This is a genomic window from Kitasatospora sp. NPDC023120 (genome assembly GCF_055560835.1).
This window is the reverse complement of record NZ_JBVHHY010000042.1, coordinates 1-19,972: the sequence shown is the minus strand read 5'-3', so window position 1 is coordinate 19,972 and position 19,972 is coordinate 1. Positions and strand designations below refer to the sequence as shown.

17 protein-coding genes and 2 pseudogenes are annotated in these 19,972 nt (G+C 70.1%); 11 read left to right on the top strand and 8 right to left on the bottom strand.

Translation table 11 applies throughout. The features are described 5' to 3' along the window. Positions 1-55: 55 nt before the first annotated feature. Positions 56-1,159, bottom strand: a complete 1,104-nt coding sequence (locus ACZ3TI_RS37305; protein ID WP_465734401.1) for a M23 family metallopeptidase — start codon at positions 1,157-1,159, stop codon at positions 56-58. Positions 1,160-1,855: 696 nt separating this feature from the next. On the opposite strand from ACZ3TI_RS37305, the gene ACZ3TI_RS37300 reads away from it, so the two are divergent. From ACZ3TI_RS37300 to ACZ3TI_RS37265, 8 genes are all read left to right on the top strand, one after another. After that, positions 1,856-3,541 (top strand): ABC transporter substrate-binding protein, encoded by a 1,686-nt coding sequence (locus tag ACZ3TI_RS37300; protein ID WP_465734399.1) that lies wholly within the window; start codon positions 1,856-1,858, stop codon positions 3,539-3,541. Then, positions 3,538-4,419: an ABC transporter permease gene (locus ACZ3TI_RS37295; protein WP_465734397.1), complete on the top strand. Its 882-nt coding sequence runs from the start codon at positions 3,538-3,540 to the stop codon at positions 4,417-4,419. Before ACZ3TI_RS37300 ends, ACZ3TI_RS37295 begins: the two co-directional genes overlap by 4 nt. Then, entirely contained in the window at positions 4,416-5,408 is a 993-nt protein-coding gene (locus tag ACZ3TI_RS37290) for an ABC transporter permease (protein WP_465734395.1), read from the top strand. The genes ACZ3TI_RS37295 and ACZ3TI_RS37290 overlap by 4 nt, the downstream gene beginning before the upstream one ends. A 5-nt stretch (positions 5,409-5,413) precedes the next feature. Beyond that, a complete protein-coding gene (locus ACZ3TI_RS37285) occupies positions 5,414-6,217 on the top strand; it encodes an ABC transporter ATP-binding protein (protein ID WP_465734393.1) in 804 nt (267 codons plus the stop codon). Positions 6,218-6,243: 26 nt separating this feature from the next. Further along, positions 6,244-7,251: an ABC transporter ATP-binding protein gene (locus ACZ3TI_RS37280; protein WP_465734391.1), complete on the top strand. Its 1,008-nt coding sequence runs from the start codon at positions 6,244-6,246 to the stop codon at positions 7,249-7,251. Beyond that, positions 7,248-8,531, top strand: coding sequence for an alpha/beta fold hydrolase (locus ACZ3TI_RS37275; RefSeq protein ID WP_465734389.1), 1,284 nt, complete (start codon positions 7,248-7,250; stop codon positions 8,529-8,531). Before ACZ3TI_RS37280 ends, ACZ3TI_RS37275 begins: the two co-directional genes overlap by 4 nt. A gap of 42 nt (positions 8,532-8,573) precedes the next feature. After that, on the top strand, positions 8,574-9,752 hold the full coding sequence (locus tag ACZ3TI_RS37270; RefSeq protein WP_465734387.1) for a M6 family metalloprotease domain-containing protein: 1,179 nt from the start codon (positions 8,574-8,576) through the stop codon (positions 9,750-9,752). Positions 9,753-10,326: 574 nt separating this feature from the next. Beyond that, positions 10,327-11,499, top strand: a complete 1,173-nt coding sequence (locus ACZ3TI_RS37265) for a M6 family metalloprotease domain-containing protein (RefSeq protein ID WP_465734385.1) — start codon at positions 10,327-10,329, stop codon at positions 11,497-11,499. 116 nt (positions 11,500-11,615) lie between these two features. Here ACZ3TI_RS37265 and ACZ3TI_RS37260 read toward each other — a convergent pair whose 3' ends face one another. Beyond that, on the bottom strand, positions 11,616-12,623 hold the full coding sequence (locus ACZ3TI_RS37260) for a LysR family transcriptional regulator (protein WP_465734383.1): 1,008 nt from the start codon (positions 12,621-12,623) through the stop codon (positions 11,616-11,618). Positions 12,624-12,766: 143 nt separating this feature from the next. Here ACZ3TI_RS37260 and ACZ3TI_RS37255 point away from each other — a divergent pair, with 143 nt between their 5' ends. Continuing rightward, the gene (locus ACZ3TI_RS37255; RefSeq protein WP_465734466.1) at positions 12,767-13,753 is read left to right on the top strand and encodes an integrase core domain-containing protein; all 987 of its coding nucleotides are present in this window, start codon (positions 12,767-12,769) and stop codon (positions 13,751-13,753) included. Positions 13,754-13,952: 199 nt separating this feature from the next. Continuing rightward, positions 13,953-14,312, top strand: coding sequence for a hypothetical protein (locus ACZ3TI_RS37250; protein WP_465734381.1), 360 nt, complete (start codon positions 13,953-13,955; stop codon positions 14,310-14,312). Between the two features lie 71 nt (positions 14,313-14,383). Here ACZ3TI_RS37250 and ACZ3TI_RS37245 read toward each other — a convergent pair. Both ACZ3TI_RS37245 and ACZ3TI_RS37240 read right to left on the bottom strand, forming a co-directional pair. After that, positions 14,384-15,115: pseudogene (locus tag ACZ3TI_RS37245) on the bottom strand (SDR family NAD(P)-dependent oxidoreductase). 122 nt (positions 15,116-15,237) lie between these two features. Further along, a pseudogene (locus ACZ3TI_RS37240) lies at positions 15,238-16,184 on the bottom strand (GlxA family transcriptional regulator); the annotation flags it as partial. A gap of 145 nt (positions 16,185-16,329) precedes the next feature. Here ACZ3TI_RS37240 and ACZ3TI_RS37235 point away from each other — a divergent pair. After that, positions 16,330-16,725 carry a nuclear transport factor 2 family protein gene (locus ACZ3TI_RS37235; RefSeq protein ID WP_465601721.1) on the top strand — a complete coding sequence of 132 codons (396 nt, stop codon included), beginning with the start codon at positions 16,330-16,332 and terminating at the stop codon, positions 16,723-16,725. Between the two features lie 176 nt (positions 16,726-16,901). Here the strand turns inward: ACZ3TI_RS37235 and ACZ3TI_RS37230 are convergent, their stop codons facing one another. The 4 genes from ACZ3TI_RS37230 to ACZ3TI_RS37215 all read right to left on the bottom strand — a co-directional run bounded on the left by ACZ3TI_RS37230 (position 16,902) and on the right by ACZ3TI_RS37215 (position 19,741). Next, a complete protein-coding gene (locus ACZ3TI_RS37230; RefSeq protein ID WP_465734379.1) occupies positions 16,902-17,219 on the bottom strand; it encodes a hypothetical protein in 318 nt (105 codons plus the stop codon). A gap of 207 nt (positions 17,220-17,426) precedes the next feature. Continuing rightward, the gene (locus ACZ3TI_RS37225; protein ID WP_465734377.1) at positions 17,427-17,744 is read right to left on the bottom strand and encodes a hypothetical protein; all 318 of its coding nucleotides are present in this window, start codon (positions 17,742-17,744) and stop codon (positions 17,427-17,429) included. Positions 17,745-17,836: 92 nt separating this feature from the next. After that, complete coding sequence (locus ACZ3TI_RS37220) at positions 17,837-18,469, bottom strand: hypothetical protein (RefSeq protein WP_465734375.1); 633 nt, start codon at positions 18,467-18,469, stop codon at positions 17,837-17,839. A 315-nt stretch (positions 18,470-18,784) separates the two neighbouring features. Further along, entirely contained in the window at positions 18,785-19,741 is a 957-nt protein-coding gene (locus ACZ3TI_RS37215) for a replication-relaxation family protein (RefSeq protein ID WP_465734373.1), read from the bottom strand. Between the last annotated feature and the right edge of the window lie 231 nt (positions 19,742-19,972).

Below are 19,972 nucleotides of genomic sequence, written 5' to 3'. Positions count from 1 at the left end.
GTGCTGAGCTTTGGTGTCACCTGTTGTCGGGATGCTGGCTGCTCCGCTGGGACGGTCAGAACTCCAGCACCTCGCGGTCGAGCGGATACCGGGAACGGTGAGGGCCCTCGTACGGTGAGGGCGTGATGGGCAGGACGCCGGTCGGCTGCAGGCCAAGGTTGTCGTCCCAGATCCGGGGTTCGACCTGTCCGAGGACGCGGAAGCTCCGGAAGGTGAACGGCGGGCTGTCGGTCGGGAAGAACTCGGCTGTGGTCGTCACCTGGAAGTGCAGGTGAGGAGTGGTGGAGTTGCCGCTGTTGCCGATCAGCCCGAGGACCTGGCCGGGTTCGACGCAGTCGCCCTCCCGGACGTCGAGCGAGCCGGCTTCCAGGTGGCCGTAGAGCAGGTAGCGGCCCGGCGTGACTTCCAGGGTGACGTGGTTGCCGACGGTGTCCTCGATGGGCGGGACGGGCGGCGTGACGGGCGGCGGGTTGTCCGGGAGTCCGTCCTGGACCTCCACCACCCTGCCGCCGGCCGCGGCCCCGACCGGCTGACGGTAGCTCAGGTAGCTGGTGAGCTGTGCGGGATCGCCTTCCCAGGCCTGCCCTTGCTCGCCCACCTTGTACCAGTCGATCGCAAAGCGCTGCGGCACGCCGAACCGGCCGTTGATCGGGGCGAGGCCGCGCCGGTGGTGCGTGTTCCCGCAGCACGACTCGCTTGCGTACCAGGTGCCGGGCAGGACGGGCGCGCTCAGGTCCAACGGCGCGGTGCGGGCGGTCGGGGTGGCCTGCACCGTCTCCTCGAACGCGGACGTACCGGAGACGGTCAGGATGGCCCCCGAGAGGTGGTGGTCGAGGACCTCGGGCACCGGCTGGCCGCGGTCGAGGGTCAGGTCGATCCAGATGATCCACTGCTGGGAGCCCTGGATGACGGTCGGTGTCGGCGCCGGGGGCGCCGGGGTGTACCCGTCCGCACCCGGCAGGGGGTCGCCCACCGGATTGGCGGCCTCGGCCAGCGCCTGCCCGCTCAGCGAGCCGACGACCTGATGGCTGCGGGCGTCCCGGACGTCGACCCGGTCGAGCCGCACCGGCGTGCCGCTGGACAGCGCGCTCGTGGTGAGCAGCTCGTACGAGAGGTGCGTCCTGCCGTCCGTGGCCTCGAACGGCGCCGGTTCGGTCATCACCGCCGTTGTCAGCGGCGTGAACTGCGTGCCGGGTGCCAGAGCGGCCGCGCCCGTCCCGGATCCCGGTCCCGCTGAGGCCAGCAGCACGACGGCCGCGGACACGGCGGCGGCGAGCCCGCGACGTAGGGGACTGCGGCCGCTGGAGTTGCGAGGGTCGCGATCTGCCATGGTGCTCTTTCATTCGTCGGGTCCGAGGCCGTGACGGACGCCGGCACGCCCCGCGCCGAGGCGCAGGCCCATGCAACCCGGTGACGCACCGCTTCGGCCGTAGGTTGCGGGAGTCAAGTTCCGAACTGCACCCGTCCGGCCGCATCGACCGCCGAGTCCTCGCCTCACGGCGGCTTCGGGCGGCCTCGCCCCCACCCTTGCACAACGAATCGCTACCGACCGGTTGAGCAGCACTGGAGCCCCAGCCGGCACGCAGGCACGGCGCACCGCTGGTCCTTCGGTGACAACCAGCCCGCCTCGGTGACACCTACCGTGCTTCGGCAATGCCCTCGCACCGAACCCGCCCGCCCGATAACTCAGGCCTCGGCAGCGACAATCCGACCCGGGCACGTCTACGCCATCTCCGGCGAGGTCCCGTGCGAAAGCCATAACACGATGTGATGGTGCACTGGGATCTTCCGGGATGTCCCCCGGGCGGTCACTCTTCTCCCACGCATGAAATGTCACATCGCGCAAGGAGAAGACGTGAGACAGCGACGAGTCGGGCTGGCCCTCGGTGCGGCCCTGGGGCTGCTGTCGGTTGCCGGGTGCACGGGATCCAACAGCGGCGTCGCCAGCGGACCGAGTGCGGTCCCGGTGAAGGGCGGCACGCTTCATGTGCTGTCCACGCTCGATCTTGAGCATCTCGATCCGGCACGTAACTACGTCACGTCCTCGGAGGACGTGGGCCGGCTGATCTACCGGACGCTGACCACCTTCGCCGCCGCGCCGGGGCAGGCGGGCGGGAAGATCGTTCCGGACCTGGCCACCGACACCGGCCGCCCCAGCGATGGCGCCAAGACCTGGACCTTCACGCTCAAGCCCGGTGTGAAGTTCGAGGACGGCCGGCCGATCACCAGCGCGGACGTCAAGTACGGCGTGGAGCGGACCTTCGCCGCCGAGCTGCCGGAAGGTCCGCCGTACGCCCGCATGTGGCTGGTGGGTGGCGACAGCTACAAGGGGCCGTACAAGGATCCCGCCGGGCTCGCCTCGATCGGGACCCCTGACGCCAGCACCGTCGTCTTCCATCTCAACCGACCGGTGGCCGACTTCGGCTCGGCGGTGTCGCTGCCGATGTTCGCCCCGGTGCCGCAGGACAAGGACACCGGCGTCAACTACGACTCCCGGCCGTTCTCCTCCGGCCCGTACAAGATCGATGGCTTCGACCCCAAGAAGCAGCTCACCCTGGTCCGCAACACCGACTGGGACCCGGCCACCGACACCGTCCGCAAAGCCATGCCCGACAAGGTCGTCATCGACCTGGGCCTGGACGCCGCCGTGGTCGACCAGCGGTTGATCGCCGGCCAGGGTGAGGACGCGAATGCGATCGCGATGGAGCCGATCGGCCCGGCCTCGGTCGGGCGGGTGCTGAACGACCCGCAGCTGAAGGGCCGGCTGGTCACGGGCGACTCGATCAACACCCGCTACCTGAGCATCAACACCAAGCACAAGCCGCTCGACGACGTCCGGGTGCGCCAGGCCATCGCGTACGCGCTGGACAAGGACGCGCTGCGCACGACGCGCGGCGGCCCGATCGCCGGTGACCTGGCGACCAGCCTACTGCCACCGTCCCTCGGCTACCAGGCGCAGGATCCCTATCCGAGCAAGGACGGCAAGGGCGATCCGGACAAGGCCAAGACGCTGCTCGCCGAGGCGGGCCACGCCTCCGGCCTCACCCTGACCCTCGACGCCCCCGCCACGGCCGCCGGAAAGGCGCAGGCCGAGGCGGTGCAGGCCTCGCTCGGCCGGGCTGGTATCACCGTGAAGATCAACGAGATCAGCTCCTCGGCCTTCTACAGCACGGTCGGCAACACCTCCCAGGAGCACGACCTGGTGATCGCCGGCTGGTCCCCGGACTGGCCGGGCGCCTCGACGTACCTGCCGATCGTGTTCGACGGCCGCCTGGTCACCAGTCAGGGCAACAACAACTACGCGCAATACGACTCCCCGGCCGTCGACGCGCAGATCGACAAGATCGCCGCGATGGACGACCCGGCCGCGGCCCAGGCGGCGTACGGGCAGCTGGCCGAGCAGATCACGCGAGACGCCCCGGTGGTGCCGTTCCTGTGGGACAAGGCGCCGATCCTCGTCGGTCCGAACGTCGCCGGGGCGTACGGGCAGGTCGCCTATGTCGGCAGGCTCGACCTGGTCTCCCTGGGGTTGCGCAAGTGACCGTGATCCGAAGGCTGTTGGCCCAGCGCTCCGCAGCCCTGGCGCTGGCCGTGGTGGCCGGGCTGGTCCTGGTCGCGCTGGCCGCACCGCTGATCACCTGGATGGCCGGGAGCTCGCCGACGGCCTTCCACAGCGACGCGGTGGACCCGGCGCTCGGCGGCCTCCCGCGCGGCGCGGCGGGCGGGATCAGCGCCCGGCACTGGCTGGGCGTGGAGCCGGTCAACGGCCGGGACGTGCTGGCCCGGGTGGTGTACGGCGCGCAGGTGTCGCTGCTGATCGCCGTGCTCGCCACCGTGTTCTCGGTGGTGGTGGGAACGGCGCTGGGCCTGGTCGCCGGGTTCTTCGGCGGGTGGGTCGACACCACGATCGGACGCACCATGGACCTGTTGCTGTCCTTCCCCAGCCTGATCTTCATGATCGCTCTGATCTCGGCGGCGCCCGGCACGGACCGCAGGCTGCTCCTGGTCGTGGTGCTCGGCTTCTTCGGCTGGCCGTACGTCGGCCGGATCGTGCGCGGGCAGGCGATGGTGCTCGCGCGGGGCGAGTTCGTGGCGGCGGCCCGGGTGCTGGGCGCATCCCGGCGGGCCCTGTTGCTGCGCGAGGTGCTGCCCAACCTGACCGGGCCGGTCCTGGTGGTGGCGACCATGTCGATCCCCGGCTACATCGCCACCGAAGCCGGCCTGTCCTTCCTCGGTGTGGGCGTCCAGGCCCCCACCCCCTCCTGGGGGCAGATGATCGCCACCGCCGTGCCCTGGTACGCCGCCGACCCCGCCTACTTCCTGATCCCCGGCGCCTTCCTGTTCGTCACCGTGCTCGCCTTCAACGTGCTCGGCGACGCGGTCCGCGATGCGCTCGACCCCCGGAGCCAGCGACGATGATCCTCTACCTGCTGCGCAGACTGGCCGTCACGGCGGCCGTCCTGCTGGTGATCTGCGCCGCCACCTTCGCCGTCTTCTACCTGATGCCGGCCGACCCCGCGCAGGGCGCCTGCGGCAAGGCATGCAGCCCGGAGCGGATCGCCGAGATCCGCACCACCCTCGGGCTGAACCACTCCCCGCTGGTCCAGTTCCGCGACTACCTGGCCGGCATCGTCTCGGGCCGGACCTACGGCAGCGGCGCGCAGGCCGTCAACTGCCCCTTCCCGTGCCTGGGATTCAGCTTCCAGACCAACCAGCCGGTGTGGCAGTTGCTCACCAGCCGGCTTCCGGTCAGTTTCTCGATCGCAATCGGTGCCGCCGTGTTGTGGCTCGCCGTCGGCGTCGGCGCCGGCGTGGTCTCGGCCCTGCGCCGCGGCAGCCTGTGGGACCGGGCCGCGATGACGGCCGCCCTCGGCGGGGTTTCGCTGCCGATCTACTTCACCGCACTGGTGCTCCAGTACCTGCTGGTGGTGCAGCTCAAGCTGCTGCCGTACCCGCAGGTCGTGCCGTTCACCGCCGATCCGGTCGGCTGGGCGCAGTCGATGGTGATGCCGTGGATCACGCTGGCCATGCTGTACGCCGGGATCTACGCCAGGGTCACCCGCAGCGAGATGCTGGAGAGCCTCGGCCAGAACTACGTGCGCACCGCCCGCGCCAAGGGCCTGCCCGAGATCACGGTGGTGCGGCGGCATGCCCTGCGGCCCGCCCTGATGCCGATCGTGACCATCTTCGGCATGGACCTCGGCGCGCTGCTCGGCGGCGCGCTGATCACCGAGTCGGTGTTCGGACTGCCGGGCGTCGGCAAGCTCGCGGCCGACGCGATCTCCTCCACCGACCAGCCGGTGATCCTCGGGGTGACGCTGTTCGCGGCCTCCTTCGTGGTGCTCGCCAACCTGCTGGTGGACCTCGTGTACGCCGTGCTCGACCCGAGAGTGAGGGCCGTCGGATGAGTTTGTTGACGGTACGTGACCTGGCCGTGGAGTTCCGCTCCGGTGTGCGCGCCGTGGACGGGCTCGACCTCGATCTGGACGCGGGGCAGGTGCTCGGCGTGGTCGGCGAGTCCGGCAGCGGCAAGTCCGTCACCAGCCTCGCCGTCCTGGGCCTGCTGAACGACGCCCGAGTCAGTGGCGAGATCCACTTCGACGGTCGGGAGCTGACCGCACTCGACCAGCGCTCGCTGCGCCGACTGCGAGGCAACCGGATCGCGATGATCTTCCAGGACCCGCTGTCCTGCCTCAACCCGTACTACTCGGTGGCCTTCCAGATCGCCGAGGCCTACCGGGCGCACCACCGCGCCGGACGCAGAGCGGCGCACCGGGTCGCGGTACGCATGCTGGACCGGGTCGGCATCCCCGAGCCGGAACGACGGGCCCGCTCGTACCCGCACGAGTTCTCCGGCGGGATGCGCCAACGCGTGATGATCGCGATGGCGCTGTGCCTGGAACCCGACCTGCTGATCGCCGACGAGCCGACCACCGCGCTCGACGTCACCGTGCAGGCGCAGATCCTCCAACTGCTGCGCGAGCTACGGGAGGAGGCCGGCACGGCCATCATGCTCATCACCCACGACATGGGCGTGGTCGCCGGACTGGCCGACCAGGTCGTGGTGATGCACCAGGGCCGCGCCGTCGAACGCGGCCCGGTGCGGGACGTCTTCCAGCGGCCACGGGAGCCGTACACCCGCGGCCTGCTGGCCTGCGTCCCGCGCATCGACGGCCCCCTGCCGGACCGGCTGCCCACCCTGGGAGCCACCACGTGAGCGAGCGACCCATCAGGAGGAGCCCGGTGAGTGAGGCCGACCGGCGAGCAGCGGAAGGAGACGGTCGCGCCGTTCTGCTCGAAACGCGGAAACTCGTCAAGCGCTTCCCGGTCCGCCACGGTCTGACGCGACGGCTGGCCGGCCACGTCGCAGCCGTCGACGGAGTCTCCCTGACCGTCGGGCCCGGCGAGACCCTCGGTCTGGTCGGCGAATCCGGATGCGGCAAGTCCACCGTCGCCAAACTGATCACCCGCCTGGAACGGCCCACCTCGGGCAGCATCCACTTCGCCGGGCAAGATCTGGCCGGGTTGGACGAGGCGGCGCTGCGCCCGCTCCGCCGCGAGCTGCAGATGGTCTTCCAGGATCCGTTCTCCTCGCTCAACCCCCGCCAGAGCGTCCGCCAGATCCTCACCGCACCCTCCCGCTACCAGGGCCTCGAACCCGGCGAACCGGTCGAGGAGTTGCTGACCCGGGTCGGGCTGCAACCGGAACACGCAGACCGGAACCCCCACGAGTTCTCCGGCGGACAGGCCCAACGCATCGGCATCGCACGGGCGTTGGCCCTGCGCCCGAAGCTGGTGGTGTGCGACGAACCGGTCTCGGCCCTCGACGTCTCGGTCCAGGCGCAGATCCTCAACCTGCTCAAGGACCTGCAGGACGAGTACGGGCTGAGTTACCTGTTCATCGCGCACGACCTCGGCGCCGTGCGCCAGATCAGCACCCGGATCGCCGTGATGTACCTCGGATCGGTCGTCGAAACCGCCGACCGCGACACCCTGTTCGCCCACCCCGCGCACCCGTACACCCACGCCCTGCTGTCCGCCGTGCCCCTGCCCGACCCGGACGCCGAACGCGGGCGGGAGCGGATCGTGCTCCACGGCGACTTGCCCAGCCCGCTCAACCCGCCCAGCGGCTGCCGCTTCCGCACCCGCTGCCCCAAGGCCGACGAACTCTGCGCCGCCGAACGCCCCGAGCTGCGGACGCTCGCCCTCGGACAGCAAGTCGCCTGCCACTACCCCGAGAGGACGCCGTGATCCGCGCCCAGTACCGGCTGCCCGGGCTCGCCATCACCGACCACGCCTTCGACGTACCGCTCGACCACAGCGACCCCGCGCGGGGAACCATCGAGGTGTTCGCCCGGGAGGTCGTCGATCCGGCGCGGGCCGACGACCGGCTGCCCTGGCTGCTCTACCTCCAAGGCGGCCCGGGCGGGAAGTCCCCCCGCCCGCTGAACGCCACGGCCGGCTGGCTCGGCCATGCGCTCAGGAGCCACCGGGTGCTGCTGCTGGACCAGCGTGGCACCGGCCGCTCCACGCCGCTCGCCGCCAGGACCGCCGCCCGGTTCTCCTCGGCCGGCGCGCTGGCCGACCACCTCGCCCATTTCCGCGCCGACTCAATCGTCGCCGACGCCGAACTGATCCGCCGCCAACTATGCGGCGACGAGCCATGGGAGACCCTCGGACAGAGCTATGGCGGCTTCGTCACCCTCAGCTACCTCTCCTTCGCCCCCGAAGGCCTGCGCGCCTGCTACATCACCGGCGGTCTGCCCGGCCTCGACACCACCGCCGACGACGTCTACGCGGCCACGTACCCCCGAGTCCGGGAGAAGACGACCGCGTACTACGCCCGCTACCCCGGCGACCGCCAACTCGTGTGCAGGCTGGCCGATCTCCTCGACCGGAGCCCGGTCCACCTTCCCGACGGCGACCGGCTCACGGTACGGCGGCTGCGCACCCTCGGCCTGATGCTCGGCATGGGAGACGGCTTCGAGCGCCTCCACTGGCTGCTCGACGAGGCCCTCGACCCGGAAGGCGAGCCCTCGGCCACCTTCCTGCAGCAGGTGGCGAACCTGACCGGCTTCACGGACAACCCGCTCTTCGCAGCCCTCCAGGAGTCGATCTACGGCCGCCCCGGAGACGCCACCGGCTGGGCCGCCGCCCGGGCCATGGCCACCCGCCCCGAGTTCGCCGAGGACGCCGACCCGCTGCTGTTCACCGGCGAGATGTTCTACCCCTGGACGTTCGAGGAGATCACCGGGCTGCGCCCGTTCGGCAAGGCCGTCCACCTGCTCGCCGACCGCACCGACTGGCCCGCCCTGTACGACCCAATCCGACTCGCCGCGAACCGGGTCCCGATCGCCGCCGCCGTCTACCACGACGACATGTACGTGGACGCCGGCCTGTCCCTGCGCACCGCCCGCACGGTCGGCTCCCTGCGCACCTGGGTCACCAACGAGTGGGAGCACGACGGGGTCACCGCCTCCGGCGACCGCGTCCTCGCCCGCCTGATGGACCTTGCCGCCGCCCGCATTTGATCCCCCACCACCCCGCCCCTGCGGTGGGAAAGGAGCGAAGAGATGAGACTCGAGTCCCTCGCCGCCGTACTTGCCGCGACCCTCCCCCTGGTCGCCGCTACCCCGGCCCCTGCGGATACCGCCCGGGCCACCACCGTCGCGCCCGCCTCCGACTGCGCTCTGCCCGGGAAGACCGGCTGGACCGACGAAGGCCACGACACCGACTACACGCAGTTCCAGCAGCCGCTGGGCACCAAGCACGTGCTGATGCTGTTCGTCGACTTCTCCGACGCACCGGCCGCCGGATCCGTCGACGACTACTACCGCGAACTCGCCCCCGCGCAGGAGTGGATGAAGCAGGACTCCTACGGCAAGCTCCGCCTCGACATCGATCCGCTGAAGCGGTGGATCACCATGCCGCAGACCTCCGCCTCCTACGGATTCCAGCGCGGCATCACGTTCGACGAGCAGGAGCTGTACGTGAAGCAGGCCGTCCAGGCCGCCGATCCGTACGTGGACTTCTCCAAGTACGACATGCTGTACATCGTCCCCACCAAGTCCGCCTCCGCGATCAGCTTCTCGCCCACCTACCTCTACGACCCGACCACCGCCGGCATCACCGCCGACGGCACCCGGATCAAGTGGGCGATCACCTTCGGCCAGGACATGTACCACTGGGGCTACAAGGTCGCCGACCACGAGACCTCCCACACCTTCGGACTGCCCGACCTCTACGCCTTCACCGGCACCGACGTCCACCCCTACGTCGGCGGCTGGGACCTCATGGGTAACATCGCCGGCCCGGCGCCGCAGCACACCGGCTGGGAGCGCTGGAAGTTCGGCTGGATCGACGACGGCCAGGTCGCCTGCCTGCCCGCCTCCGGCAGTCGCACCGTCCACCTGAAGGCCGTCGAACGCCCTGGCGGAACCAAGATCGCCATGGTCCGCACCGGTGAGGACACGGCGTACGTCGCGGAATCCCGCCGAGCCGTCGCCGGGGACGCCAAAGCCTGCTCCACCGGCGTGCTGATCTACAAGGTCGACACTTCCACCCAGACGGGGTACGGGCCCGTCCAGGTGGTCAACGGCAACCCGGGCGCGACCCCGCCGAGCGGCTGCACGGCTCTCGACATGGCCGCCTACCAGCCCGGCCAGTCCTTCACCGACCCCGCCACCGGGGTGAAGATCGACGTGCTGCGCAAGGGTCCGCTCTACGACACCATCCTGGTCACCAAGCAGTAGAGCCGGTGGTGACCACCCCTCAGCTCGCGCCGTGACGCTGCAGGGCGACCCCCACAGCAGCTCCGCTCCGACCGGCGCGAACGCGCCCGGCCAGGATTGACACCTGGCCGGGAGCCGGTCCCGGCCCGCCGGGCATCATCCCCATGAAACCCAACAGCGCTGGATCCTTGGCCAATCCTTACTGATCGGGTTGAAGAATACCGATGTCGTGGTGATCGGCGCCCGCGAACAGGGCACCGCCGCGCTGCAGTTCTTCACCGCCGAGCGAGCCGTCACGATGCTGCCGGGCGGGGCACCCAGGTGATCAAGCCCAGAGGGCTTCGGAAGGGAGGTCTCCGATTCCATAACGCAACGTGATGGAGGGCTGGGAGCTACCGAAGGCAATGATCGATCCGGACGATAGCCTGCACGCTTCCCGAACGGCGGCAGTAGCCGACCGTACCCGGGAGCGCACAGGACACCCGGCTGACTACCCGCCAGGGCACAGCCAGCCGGGCTCCTCACCGGATCGATCCCTTCGGAGGCCCCCATGGACCCCTCAGTCAGACCCCGGCGCCCCCTGTCGGCAGCGCTCATGCTCGTCCTGGCAGCCCTGCTCGCCCTGGTCGTCGTCCCCGCGCAGCCCGCCCACTCGTACAACGGCAGCACCTCCGCCTGCGCGCTGCGGGGGACGACCGGGTACACCGACGAGGGTCAGCAGACCGACTACACCCGGTTCCAGAACCCGATCGGCATCAAGCGCATCGGCCTGATCTACGTCGACTTCCCCGACGCCGCCGGCACCGCCCTGCCACTCACGTCGTACTACGACACGCTCAAGGGCGCCAACGACTGGATGCGGAACGCCTCCTACGGCCAGACCACGCTGGACATCCAGGTCCAGTACGCCAACTGGGTCCACATGCCGAAGAACTCCACGGACTACAACTGGGAACGCGGCTTCTCCTGGTCCACGCACCAGGTCTACGTGAAGGACGCGCTCACCGCCGCGGCCAACGCCGGCGTCGACCTCTCCCGGTACGACATGTTCTACGTCGTGCCCACCGCCACCGCGACCGCGATCGGCCACTCCCCGACCTTCATCCAGGACCCCGCCTCCCCGACCTGGGTCTGGAACCCGCCGACGAGCAGCTGGGTACTGATCCACTGGGCGGTGACCTTCGGCCAGGACATGTGGTCCTGGGGATACAAGGTCGCCGACCACGAGACCAGCCACACCTTCGGCCTGCCCGACCTGTACGCCTTCAGCGGGGACCTGAACCAGTACGTCGGCGGCTGGGACCTCATGGGCAAGATCTCCGGACCGGCCCCGCTGTACTTCGGCTGGGAGGCGTGGAAGTTCGGGTGGATCACCGACAGCCAGGTGTCCTGCCTGGACACGGCGAACACGTACACCACCACCCTGACCGGGCTGGAGTACGGGGGCAGCGGCTACCGGCTGGCGGTGATCAAGACCAGCGCCACCACCGCCTACGTCGCCGAGTCCCGCAAGGCCGCCTACAACGACTCCAGCGCCTGCGCCACCGGCGTCGTCATCTACAAGGTCGACACCTCCATCACCACCGGCAACGGGCCGATCCAGGTGGTCACCAACCCCAAAGCCGTCCCACCCACCGGGAACTGCGCCACGCTGGACAGGCAGACCTGGCAACCCGGCCAGTGGTTCCAGGACGACACCGCCCGCATCCGGATCTACGTGAACGCCTCCGACGCGTCCACCGACACCCTCTGGACCTACAAGTGGTGACCCCGTAGCACCGGAACGCCTCCGACCAACGGGCGGTGCGGCCGGTGCGACAGGCGCCGACCGCACCGCGCCGCCGCAGGCTCCACCGCGCGGATCGTGTGACACCACCGGGCGCCTCACCCAGACCGAGGCACGCCACTGCTCAACACGCCCACCGCAGTGCGCTGCGGCGGCACGGCGCCGTCGTGCCTTTCGAGCCAGCCCTGGTAGACCGTGCTGCGGGCGCACGCCGTCCGGTACGCCTCGATGACCTCCTGCACGAGGGAGGGGCCCAACGTTTCCAGCGGCCCCTCCTCGTGCCAGGCGAGCAGGTGCCGGTACCAGAGCGGATTCCCGGCGATCGGACGTACGGCGATGCCCGGGACCTCCTCGAAGGTGGCCTGGCAGAAGCTCACCGCGTGGCCGTGGCGAACGATGTCCAGGAGGAGTCGGCCCTCCGCCTCGTGGACGACACGCATGCGATGCCCCAGGACGAGCAGGGTCCTGGACCAGTACTCGCGGATCCGGTCGTTGTCCGGCCGAGGAGCGGCCCAGTCCTCTTCCTCCAGATCCTCCAGCGCGACCTCCTCCAGCGCCGCCAGCGGATGGGCTGCCGGCAGTGCCACGAAGAGCGGCTCGGTGGCGATCGGCTCGACGGTGACTCCAGGGGGGAGCACGAGCTCATAACCGGGGCTGTCGCCCACCACGGCCGCCTCAAGACGGCCGCCCGCGATGTCCTCGACGAGCGGGACGGGGCACCCGTGGCCCCGCGAACTGATCTCGGCCTCCGGATGGTGCGACCTGATCGCCGTGATCAACCCGCCGAGCAGGGGAGCGTTGACGGAGCCGAGCCGGAAACGGTGCGGCGAACAACTCCTCCGCGCGGCGAGAGCGGAGGCCTCCAGCAGCTCGTCGATGGTCGGCAGCAGCGCCCGTGCCCGGCTCAGCACCACCTCCCCGAAGGCGGTCGGGACGACACCCGACTGCGCGCGGCTGAACAGCTCACCGCCGAGCGCCCGCTCGATCCGCGTCAACTGGGCACTGAGACCGGGCTGGGTCAGCCGCAACGACGCGGCGGCCCGCGTCAGACTGCCGCTGTCCGCGATGCTGCAGATGATCCGGAGGTGCCGGAATTCGAGCTCCATGGCGAGATGCTACGGAGATCAGTCCCACCTCAGTAGGGGTGCGTCGGTAACGACCCGGCCATCAGAAAATCGCGAGTGCGGCGAACGGGGCGTCGGCGGCGACGGGTGTGACGAACGCGTTCGCGATTCTGCGGCTGCTGCCGATGAGCGACCGCGACAAGGACGTGGAGATCCTCGCACTGCGCCATCAGATCACCGTGCTGGAGCGGCAGCTGAGCGGACAGCGCGTACGGTTCGAGGCGAGCGATCGGGCCTTCCTGGCAGCTCTGCTGCACCGGATGCCGATGTCCGCGCTGCACCGGGTGCGCTTGCTGGTACGGCCGGACACCGTTCTTCCCAAGCGCGGCGGCCGACCGCGCACCGTGCGCTCCGTCCGAGCGCTGGTCCTGCGCCTGGCCGCCGAAAACCCGGCATGGGGGTACCGACGCCTGCACGGGGGGCTTCTCGTCCTCGGCGTGAAGGTGGCCGCCTCCACGGTTTGGGAGATCCTCAAGGAGGCCGGTATCCCGCCGTCTCCCGAACGCACCTCTACCACCTGGGCGGACTTCCTGCGCTCCCAGGCCGACGCACTCCTTGCGTGCGACTTCTTCGAGACGATCACCCTGTCCGGGGCCCGCTTGTTCGTACTCGCGGTGATCGAGCACGCGAACCGGCGGATCCGGGTCCTGGGCGCCACCGAGCATCCGACCGCGTCCTGGGTGACCCAGGCCGCGAAGAACCTGGCCATGGACCTCGAGGACGCCGGCTGCCGCGCCCGCTATCTGATCAGGGACCGGGACGGGAAATTCCCCGCGCTGTTCGACGCCGTCCTGCAGGACGCGGGCATCGAGGCCGTGCTCACCGGGGTCCGGATGCCGAGAATGAACTCCATCATGGAGCGACGGGTGCAGACCTGCAGGCGAGAGCTGCTGGACCGAACATTGATCTGGGACCAGCGCCATCTCCTTCACGCCCTGCGCGAGTTCGAGAGGTTCTACAACGGGCACAGGCCGCACCAGGGTCTCGGCAGCGCCCGCCCACTCCGCCCACTGCCCGCTCCGATCCAGGATCCGGACCGGATCGCCCGTCTGGACATACGCAGCCGTGACCGGCTCAGCGGCCTCCTCCACGAGTACCAGCATGCTGCCTGAACAGGGCGGATGAGTTGTTCGGCAAGGGCAGCCTCACCAAGGCCGGGCACAAGGAGGCCGCCGGCCTGCTGCCCCGCGGCACGAAGCTGTCAACCGTCCGCGAGCAGGAGAGCGCCGGCTACGACGAGCACGCACTGGACGTCACCGCCACCGCCGGCCACGGTTCGCCACTCACCTCACCACCGAGGTCCGCCACCCCGTGCCCGGCTGCCCGGCCCGCTACGCCGACCTTGTGCTGCGCGACCCCGGCGCCAAGGTGCCGGTGCTCCTGGCCGAGGTCGACCGCGACAACGAGACGGTCGGCCAGCTCGTCGAGAAGCTCGCCTCCTACACCGCCTGGTGCGAACTGCTCGCCAAGGGCGCCGACAAGACCCGGGCGAAAGCCGCCCGCCACGACGGGCCCGCCGTCCACCGGTACGGGCGGATCCATCGGCATCGGCTCGGCCGGGGCCGAGGCGGTGCCGGACGGGGCCGCCGTTTCGTCCCGGGGCGAAACGAGGGGCTCCGGAGCGGCGCTCCACGATCGTCACACCTGCAGCTTACTCAGCCGCCCAAATGAGATGTCTTCTTACTGCCACGGCCGGGTTGCCAAGGCCGGCATGCCGCCGGCGACCGTGCCGCAGGCCTGGACTACTGGCCCCCGGCCACCCGGAGGATCGCTCCCGTCGCGTACGACGCATCGGCGGAAAGCAGCCAGGAGACGGCAGCGGCGATCTCCTCCGGTTGTCCGGCACGGCCCAGCGGGATGGCGGAGGCCACCTTCCGGGGACGTTCGGGGTCCTGGTGGAAGTCGGTCCAGATGGTGCCGGGGGCAACGCAGTTGACGCGGATGCCCTGCGCGGCGACCTCCTTCGACAGTCCCACCGTCATCGCGTCGACGGCAGCCTTGGCTGCGGCGTAGTGGACGTACTGCCCCGGGCTGCCCAGCGTGGCTGCGGCGGAGGAGATGTTGACGATTGCTCCGCCGCCGCTGCCGGCCATCTCCCGGACGGCGCGCCGGGCACAGAGGAGCTAGCCGAGGACGTTGACGTCGAGTGCCCGGCGGATGCCTGCGGCGTCGGCGTCGGCCAGTGGGCCGTTCGGGCCGCTGGTTCCGGCGTTGTTCACCAGCGCGGTGACGGGACCGATCTCGGCGGCACGGTCAAAGAGGCGCTCGACGTCCGCTTCGTCGGCGGTGTCCGCACGGACGGTGACGCACCTGCGGCCGGCCTGTCGGACCAGTTCGGCAACCGACTCCGCCGCGGAGCTGTCCGAACGGTAGCCGAGGACGATGTCGTGCCCCTCGGCCGCGAGGCGGGTGCAGACAGCCACGCCGATCCCACGACTTCCGCCCGTGACCACCGTCCCGAGTCGTTCTTCCATGTCAACCTCCCAAGCTTGTCGTTCAACGCTGTCGTACGCCCGGGCAGGCCGGGCCCGTCTCCGATCGCCCTCAGACCCGGTCGCTGTCGGGCCCACCCGGAGGTGACCTCCCGCGCTCCGGCCGAGCCGAAGCGGTCGCGGTATTCGCCCGGGGCGATCCCGATGCGGCGGTGGAAGGTGCGGCGCAAGGTCTCGGCGGTGCCGAAGCCGAGGCGGCGGGCGAGCGCGGCCACCGGCTCGTCGCCCTCGGTGAGCGCCCGACGGGCCGCCTCCACCCGGACGCGTTCGACGTAGGCCGTCGGCCCCGTCCCGATCTCCGCGGTGAAGCGGCGCTGCAGGTGACGCGGGCTCAGACCGGCACGGGCAGCGAGACCCGCGACGGTGTGCCTGCCGCCGGGATCGTCCTGGATCGCCCGCACGGCCTTGCGGATCGGGTCGCTGGCGGGCTGCGCCGACCACAGCGGAACGCTGAACTGCGACTGGTTGCCGGGCGCCGCAGGTACAGCACCATCTCGCGTGCGGCAGCCAGCGCGATCTCCGGGCCGTGGTCGTCCTCCACCAGGGCGAGCGCGAGGTCCATGCCGGCGCAGACCCCGGCCGAGGTCCACACCCGACCGTCCCTGATGTAGATCGGATCGCAGTCCACCGTCAATTCGGGATGTTCGTCGGCGAGTTGCCGTTCACGAGCCCAGTGCGTGGTGACCCGTCGCCCGGCGAGGAACCCGGTGGCGGCGAGCAGGAGCGCCCCGCTGCACACCGACGTGACCCGCCGGGCACCGGTCGCCGCGGCGGCGATCCACCCGACCAGTCCGGGGTCGCGGCGCGCGTCGTTCACGCCCGGTCCGCCCACCACGACGAGGGTGTCCAGCCCGCCGGGGGCGAGGTCGCCGATCCCGTGCGCGGCGAACATCGGCAGGCCGCTGGAGGCTCGGACCGGGCCGGCGCGGGGCGCCACGACCTGGCAGTCGTAGCCACCGACCGCCTGCTGTGCGTAATGGAACACCGAATGAGGGCCCACCAGATCGACTGCCTGGAACCCCTCGTACACCACGAAAACCACCCGACGCATGGCAGCAGGCTGCCTGCCCCGCGCGAAAGGCGTCAACGACGCGCAACCCACAGATCACGCCACACGTCTCGGAGGACCCTTGACCCAGGACCGATCGGGATGTTGCATGCGATTAACTGATTGTCTACGGACTGGGGGCCAGGCAATGACCGCTACCACCCGCGACCTGTTCGAGCGCTACCACGCTTGCTGGGAGGCCCGCGACCCCGATCGGATCGCCGAACTTCACACGGTCGACTCGGTGTTCCACCTGCACTCGGGTCAGCCCCCGGCAATCGGGCGGGCAGCCGTCCGTCAGGCGGCGGCCGATACCTTCGAGCTCATCCCGGACCTGACGTTCGAACTCGTCTCGCTGCGTGTCGGGGAGGACTTCTGGGTGACCCAGTTCAAGATGACCGGGAAGTCCGCCGCCGGCGCCGCACTCGACGTCGACCTCGCGGACTTCGTCCTGGTCGAGAACGGGGCAGTGAAGGAAAAGCACTCCTACGTCGACGGAGTGGCGATGCAGGCCGCGATCGCGCCCGCTGAGGATTCCCCCTGATGTCGGCCATGTGTAGGCCGGGCGATGCGGGTCCGGAGGAAGCAGCAGCAGGGGAACCAAGAGGGATCGACCAGGCGCCGCCGTCGCCGCCGACCGGCCGCGCCTGCAGTCCCCCTGCCCCGGTCTGCGCCGCCAGGCCGCCGGCCCCGGGCCCGACCGGGCGGCGCGGGACTTCGCTACGCCGCCGCTGCCGTGGTCGGCTCGTCGTCGATGTGCTGGAGCCGGCTGCGGGCGGTGACCCGGTCCTCGCCGGACAGCGTGGTCCAGTACTCGTCGGCCCGCACCGCGTGGGAGGCCCGCTGCTCGGCTTCCTCGAGGCGGGTGGACTTGGCCAGCTGCTCCTCGCTCAGTCCCTGCCGGGCGGCCTCCAGATCGCCGCCCCAGGTCGGCAGGGTGGCCAGGAACGCGCGGCGCTCGGCCTGCACGGCCATCAGCGCCCGCTGCGCCGCGATCAGGTCGTCGGTGTACTCGAAGGTCTTCTGCTCTTTGCCCACGGCAGGGAATCGTACGTGCGACCGGATCCGGCGCCCGGCTGCGCCCCGCCGATAAAGTCGGCGATACCTTGATGACCGCCCCGGACAAGTCGGCGATACCTTGATAGCCAGGTCACGGGGCGATAACGCCACAGGTCAGAGCATTGGTGAGAGCGGGCCGGACACCTTGATGCCCGCCCCGGCACTTCCGGGACGGGCTGTCCCGTCTCACTGAAGATTGATTTGTCCCACCGAGGTTTGACCGCAGGCAGCCCCGTTTTCGGCGGCCGGCGAGTCCACTGGCAGGTGCGCCGGCGTCAAGCCGCAGCGTGGGCTTGGCCAGTGCCAGGTGACCTCAGTGTCGTCGCTCCATGAGCAGACCTCCAGCCAGGAGAGGTAGCTGGCCTGGGCGAAGAGGACTTCGCCGGGGCGGTCGCCGTTCTCGGTGTAGATCTGGGCGTCGGCGGCCACCCCCATGCTCGGTCCGGACGGTGCCGGCTCGACCGCAGCTGTGTCGAGCTCAAAGTAGGTCGTGCCGCCCCACACGTACAGCGTGCGTAGAGAGCTGCGGTGGCCCTGTACGCGTTGCCCGGCATGCAGGAGCCCTGGATGGGCGACTGGCCCTCCGGCGGCACTTGTTACTCCGTCTCCTCCGCGGAGGGCTGGGTAAGCCGAGCCTGCGCCTGCAGGTGCACACGCTTGGTCTCTTCCTGCTCGTGCAGCGCCGCGCGCTCGCTCTCAGCAGCGATCCGCATTCTCTCCGTCTCGGCAGCCAACTTCGCCTTCATCTGCTCCGTCTTCTGTTCCAGAGCGGCCTTCGCCACGACCCCGAACGACGTAGCCATTGCCCCGATCATCCCGCTCGCGACCAGCTCGTTGAGCAGTTCCGGCTCAGACTGGAGCTTCAGATACTCCGACACTGAAGGACTGGGTGAGTCCCGGTCCCACCCTGGGGTTGGCCTCTGGTCTGGCACGGCCACCGAGGCCATCGGGGGGTCAGTCTCCGAGGACGGGCCGGAGCCTCCTGCCACATGAATCCAGTCGTAACCGCAGGCCTCGCAGAAGCGCCCTGCCCATCGTGTCTTACAGACCGGGCACCGAGGCACCTTCATGCCCAGCCCACACTCGTCGCACCGGTCGAGATTCTGGGAGAGATGGCCATCAGGGCAAGGCAGCTTTTCCTCGGGCTGCGTCCGGCGTTCCTTGCCGCTCGCAGTTTCCTGGGCAGTCGGATCGCTGACCAGATCACCACTCAAGTCGTCGTCAGACATGAACCCAGCCTAGAGGGCAGGCGTGTCCGCATCAGGAAAAGAGGTGAGCAGCTCGCCCGGGCCGTCCGGCACGCGGAGGCGGGTACTGGCGGGGGGCCAGGTGCGTCGGATCGTCGCCGTTGAGGGGGACGTCGAGCGCGTCTGCCACATCGGGAGAAGGCCCTCGGTCACACTCGCACGTATCTGACCTGCGACGTCAAAGGCCAATGAGACGATCCTGGGCGGTCAAACTCCGATGAGACTGGTCAAACTTCGTTGAGACGGGTCACGGGCATCAAGGTGTCGGTGTCGGTGCCGGTCAGGACGTGGTGCCGGTCAGTTCCACCAGGGGCCCGGCCCGGCCTCGAGATCGGCGATCGACCACCGCACGTCGGCGCCCGGTCCTTCCTCCTCCAGGTCCTCCAGCTTGGCGGCCATGGCCGGGACGGTGCGTAGCATCTTGGCGACGTAGCGGGTGCGGGCGATGAGTTCCAGGTCGTCGGCGCAGTGGGCGAAGCCGGCCTGGCCGGTGCCGGTGAGGACGAACAGCAGCCTGGGGAAGCGGACGTAGCGGCGTTCCCACAAGGGCACGCCGCCGTCCTGCGCCTCGATGGTGCCGGCCCGTACTCCGGCCGGCAGTGGTGCGGTGGCCCAGTAGCGGGCGTAGGCGTTGAGTTTGGCGGCCAGCCGGGGCCCGCCCATGGTGGCGCGGTCGACTTCGACGAACGCCGGGTTGGTGATCCGGGCGCCGTCCGCGGCCGTGCGGCTGTAGTAGAGCAGGCCGTCCGGGCGCACGGTGCCCTCGCGGCCTTCGGCGAAGCGGTGGGTGATCTCCGGGATGAAGTCGAACGGCCCGTAGGAGTCGCCCCGGCGCCGGGCGTCGGCGAGGAAGGTGAGGTGGGTGCGCACGACAGCGAGCTGGTGCCGCAGCGTGTACTTGAAGGCGCTCTTGTCGCCGGGCGTCCGCGGGGCGGGGATGTCCGCCAGTTCGGGGAACGCGCCGGCGACCCTGGTCCCGTGCTCGGTCAGGTACCAGCCCCTGGTCCGCCCGGACTGGGGCAGGACCAGTTCCTCGGCCAGGCCCTGCTCGCGCAGTCTGCGCAGCCGGGCCCGCACGTTCTCGATGCTGCTGTCCGGGGCGTGCAGTCGGCGCAGCTGCTCGGCGGTGGCGATCCGGAACTGGAACAGCGCGGCCATGACGGCCCACGTGATCTCCACCTCCCGCGCCTCGCTGTCCGGCTCCGCGCCCGTCCTCGCCCTGGCCTTCCTCCTGGCGCCGTCATCCTTCGTCATCGCAGAGGTTCCCTCCGGCCGAACGCGGAGCCGGGTGCTCCACGCAGTCGCCGAAGACAACCCCGCGAACCTTGGCGGATCCCTTGGCGAACAGACCCCTCCGCCACAACGATCACGTAACGGCCGCCACCAACGTTGATGCCACGACCGGTGTGAGTGGGTGGGGTGGTGTCAGCGGGTTGGGTGGCAGCGGGTTGGCAGGAAGCAGGGGATCGCTGAGCTGGTCTTCTG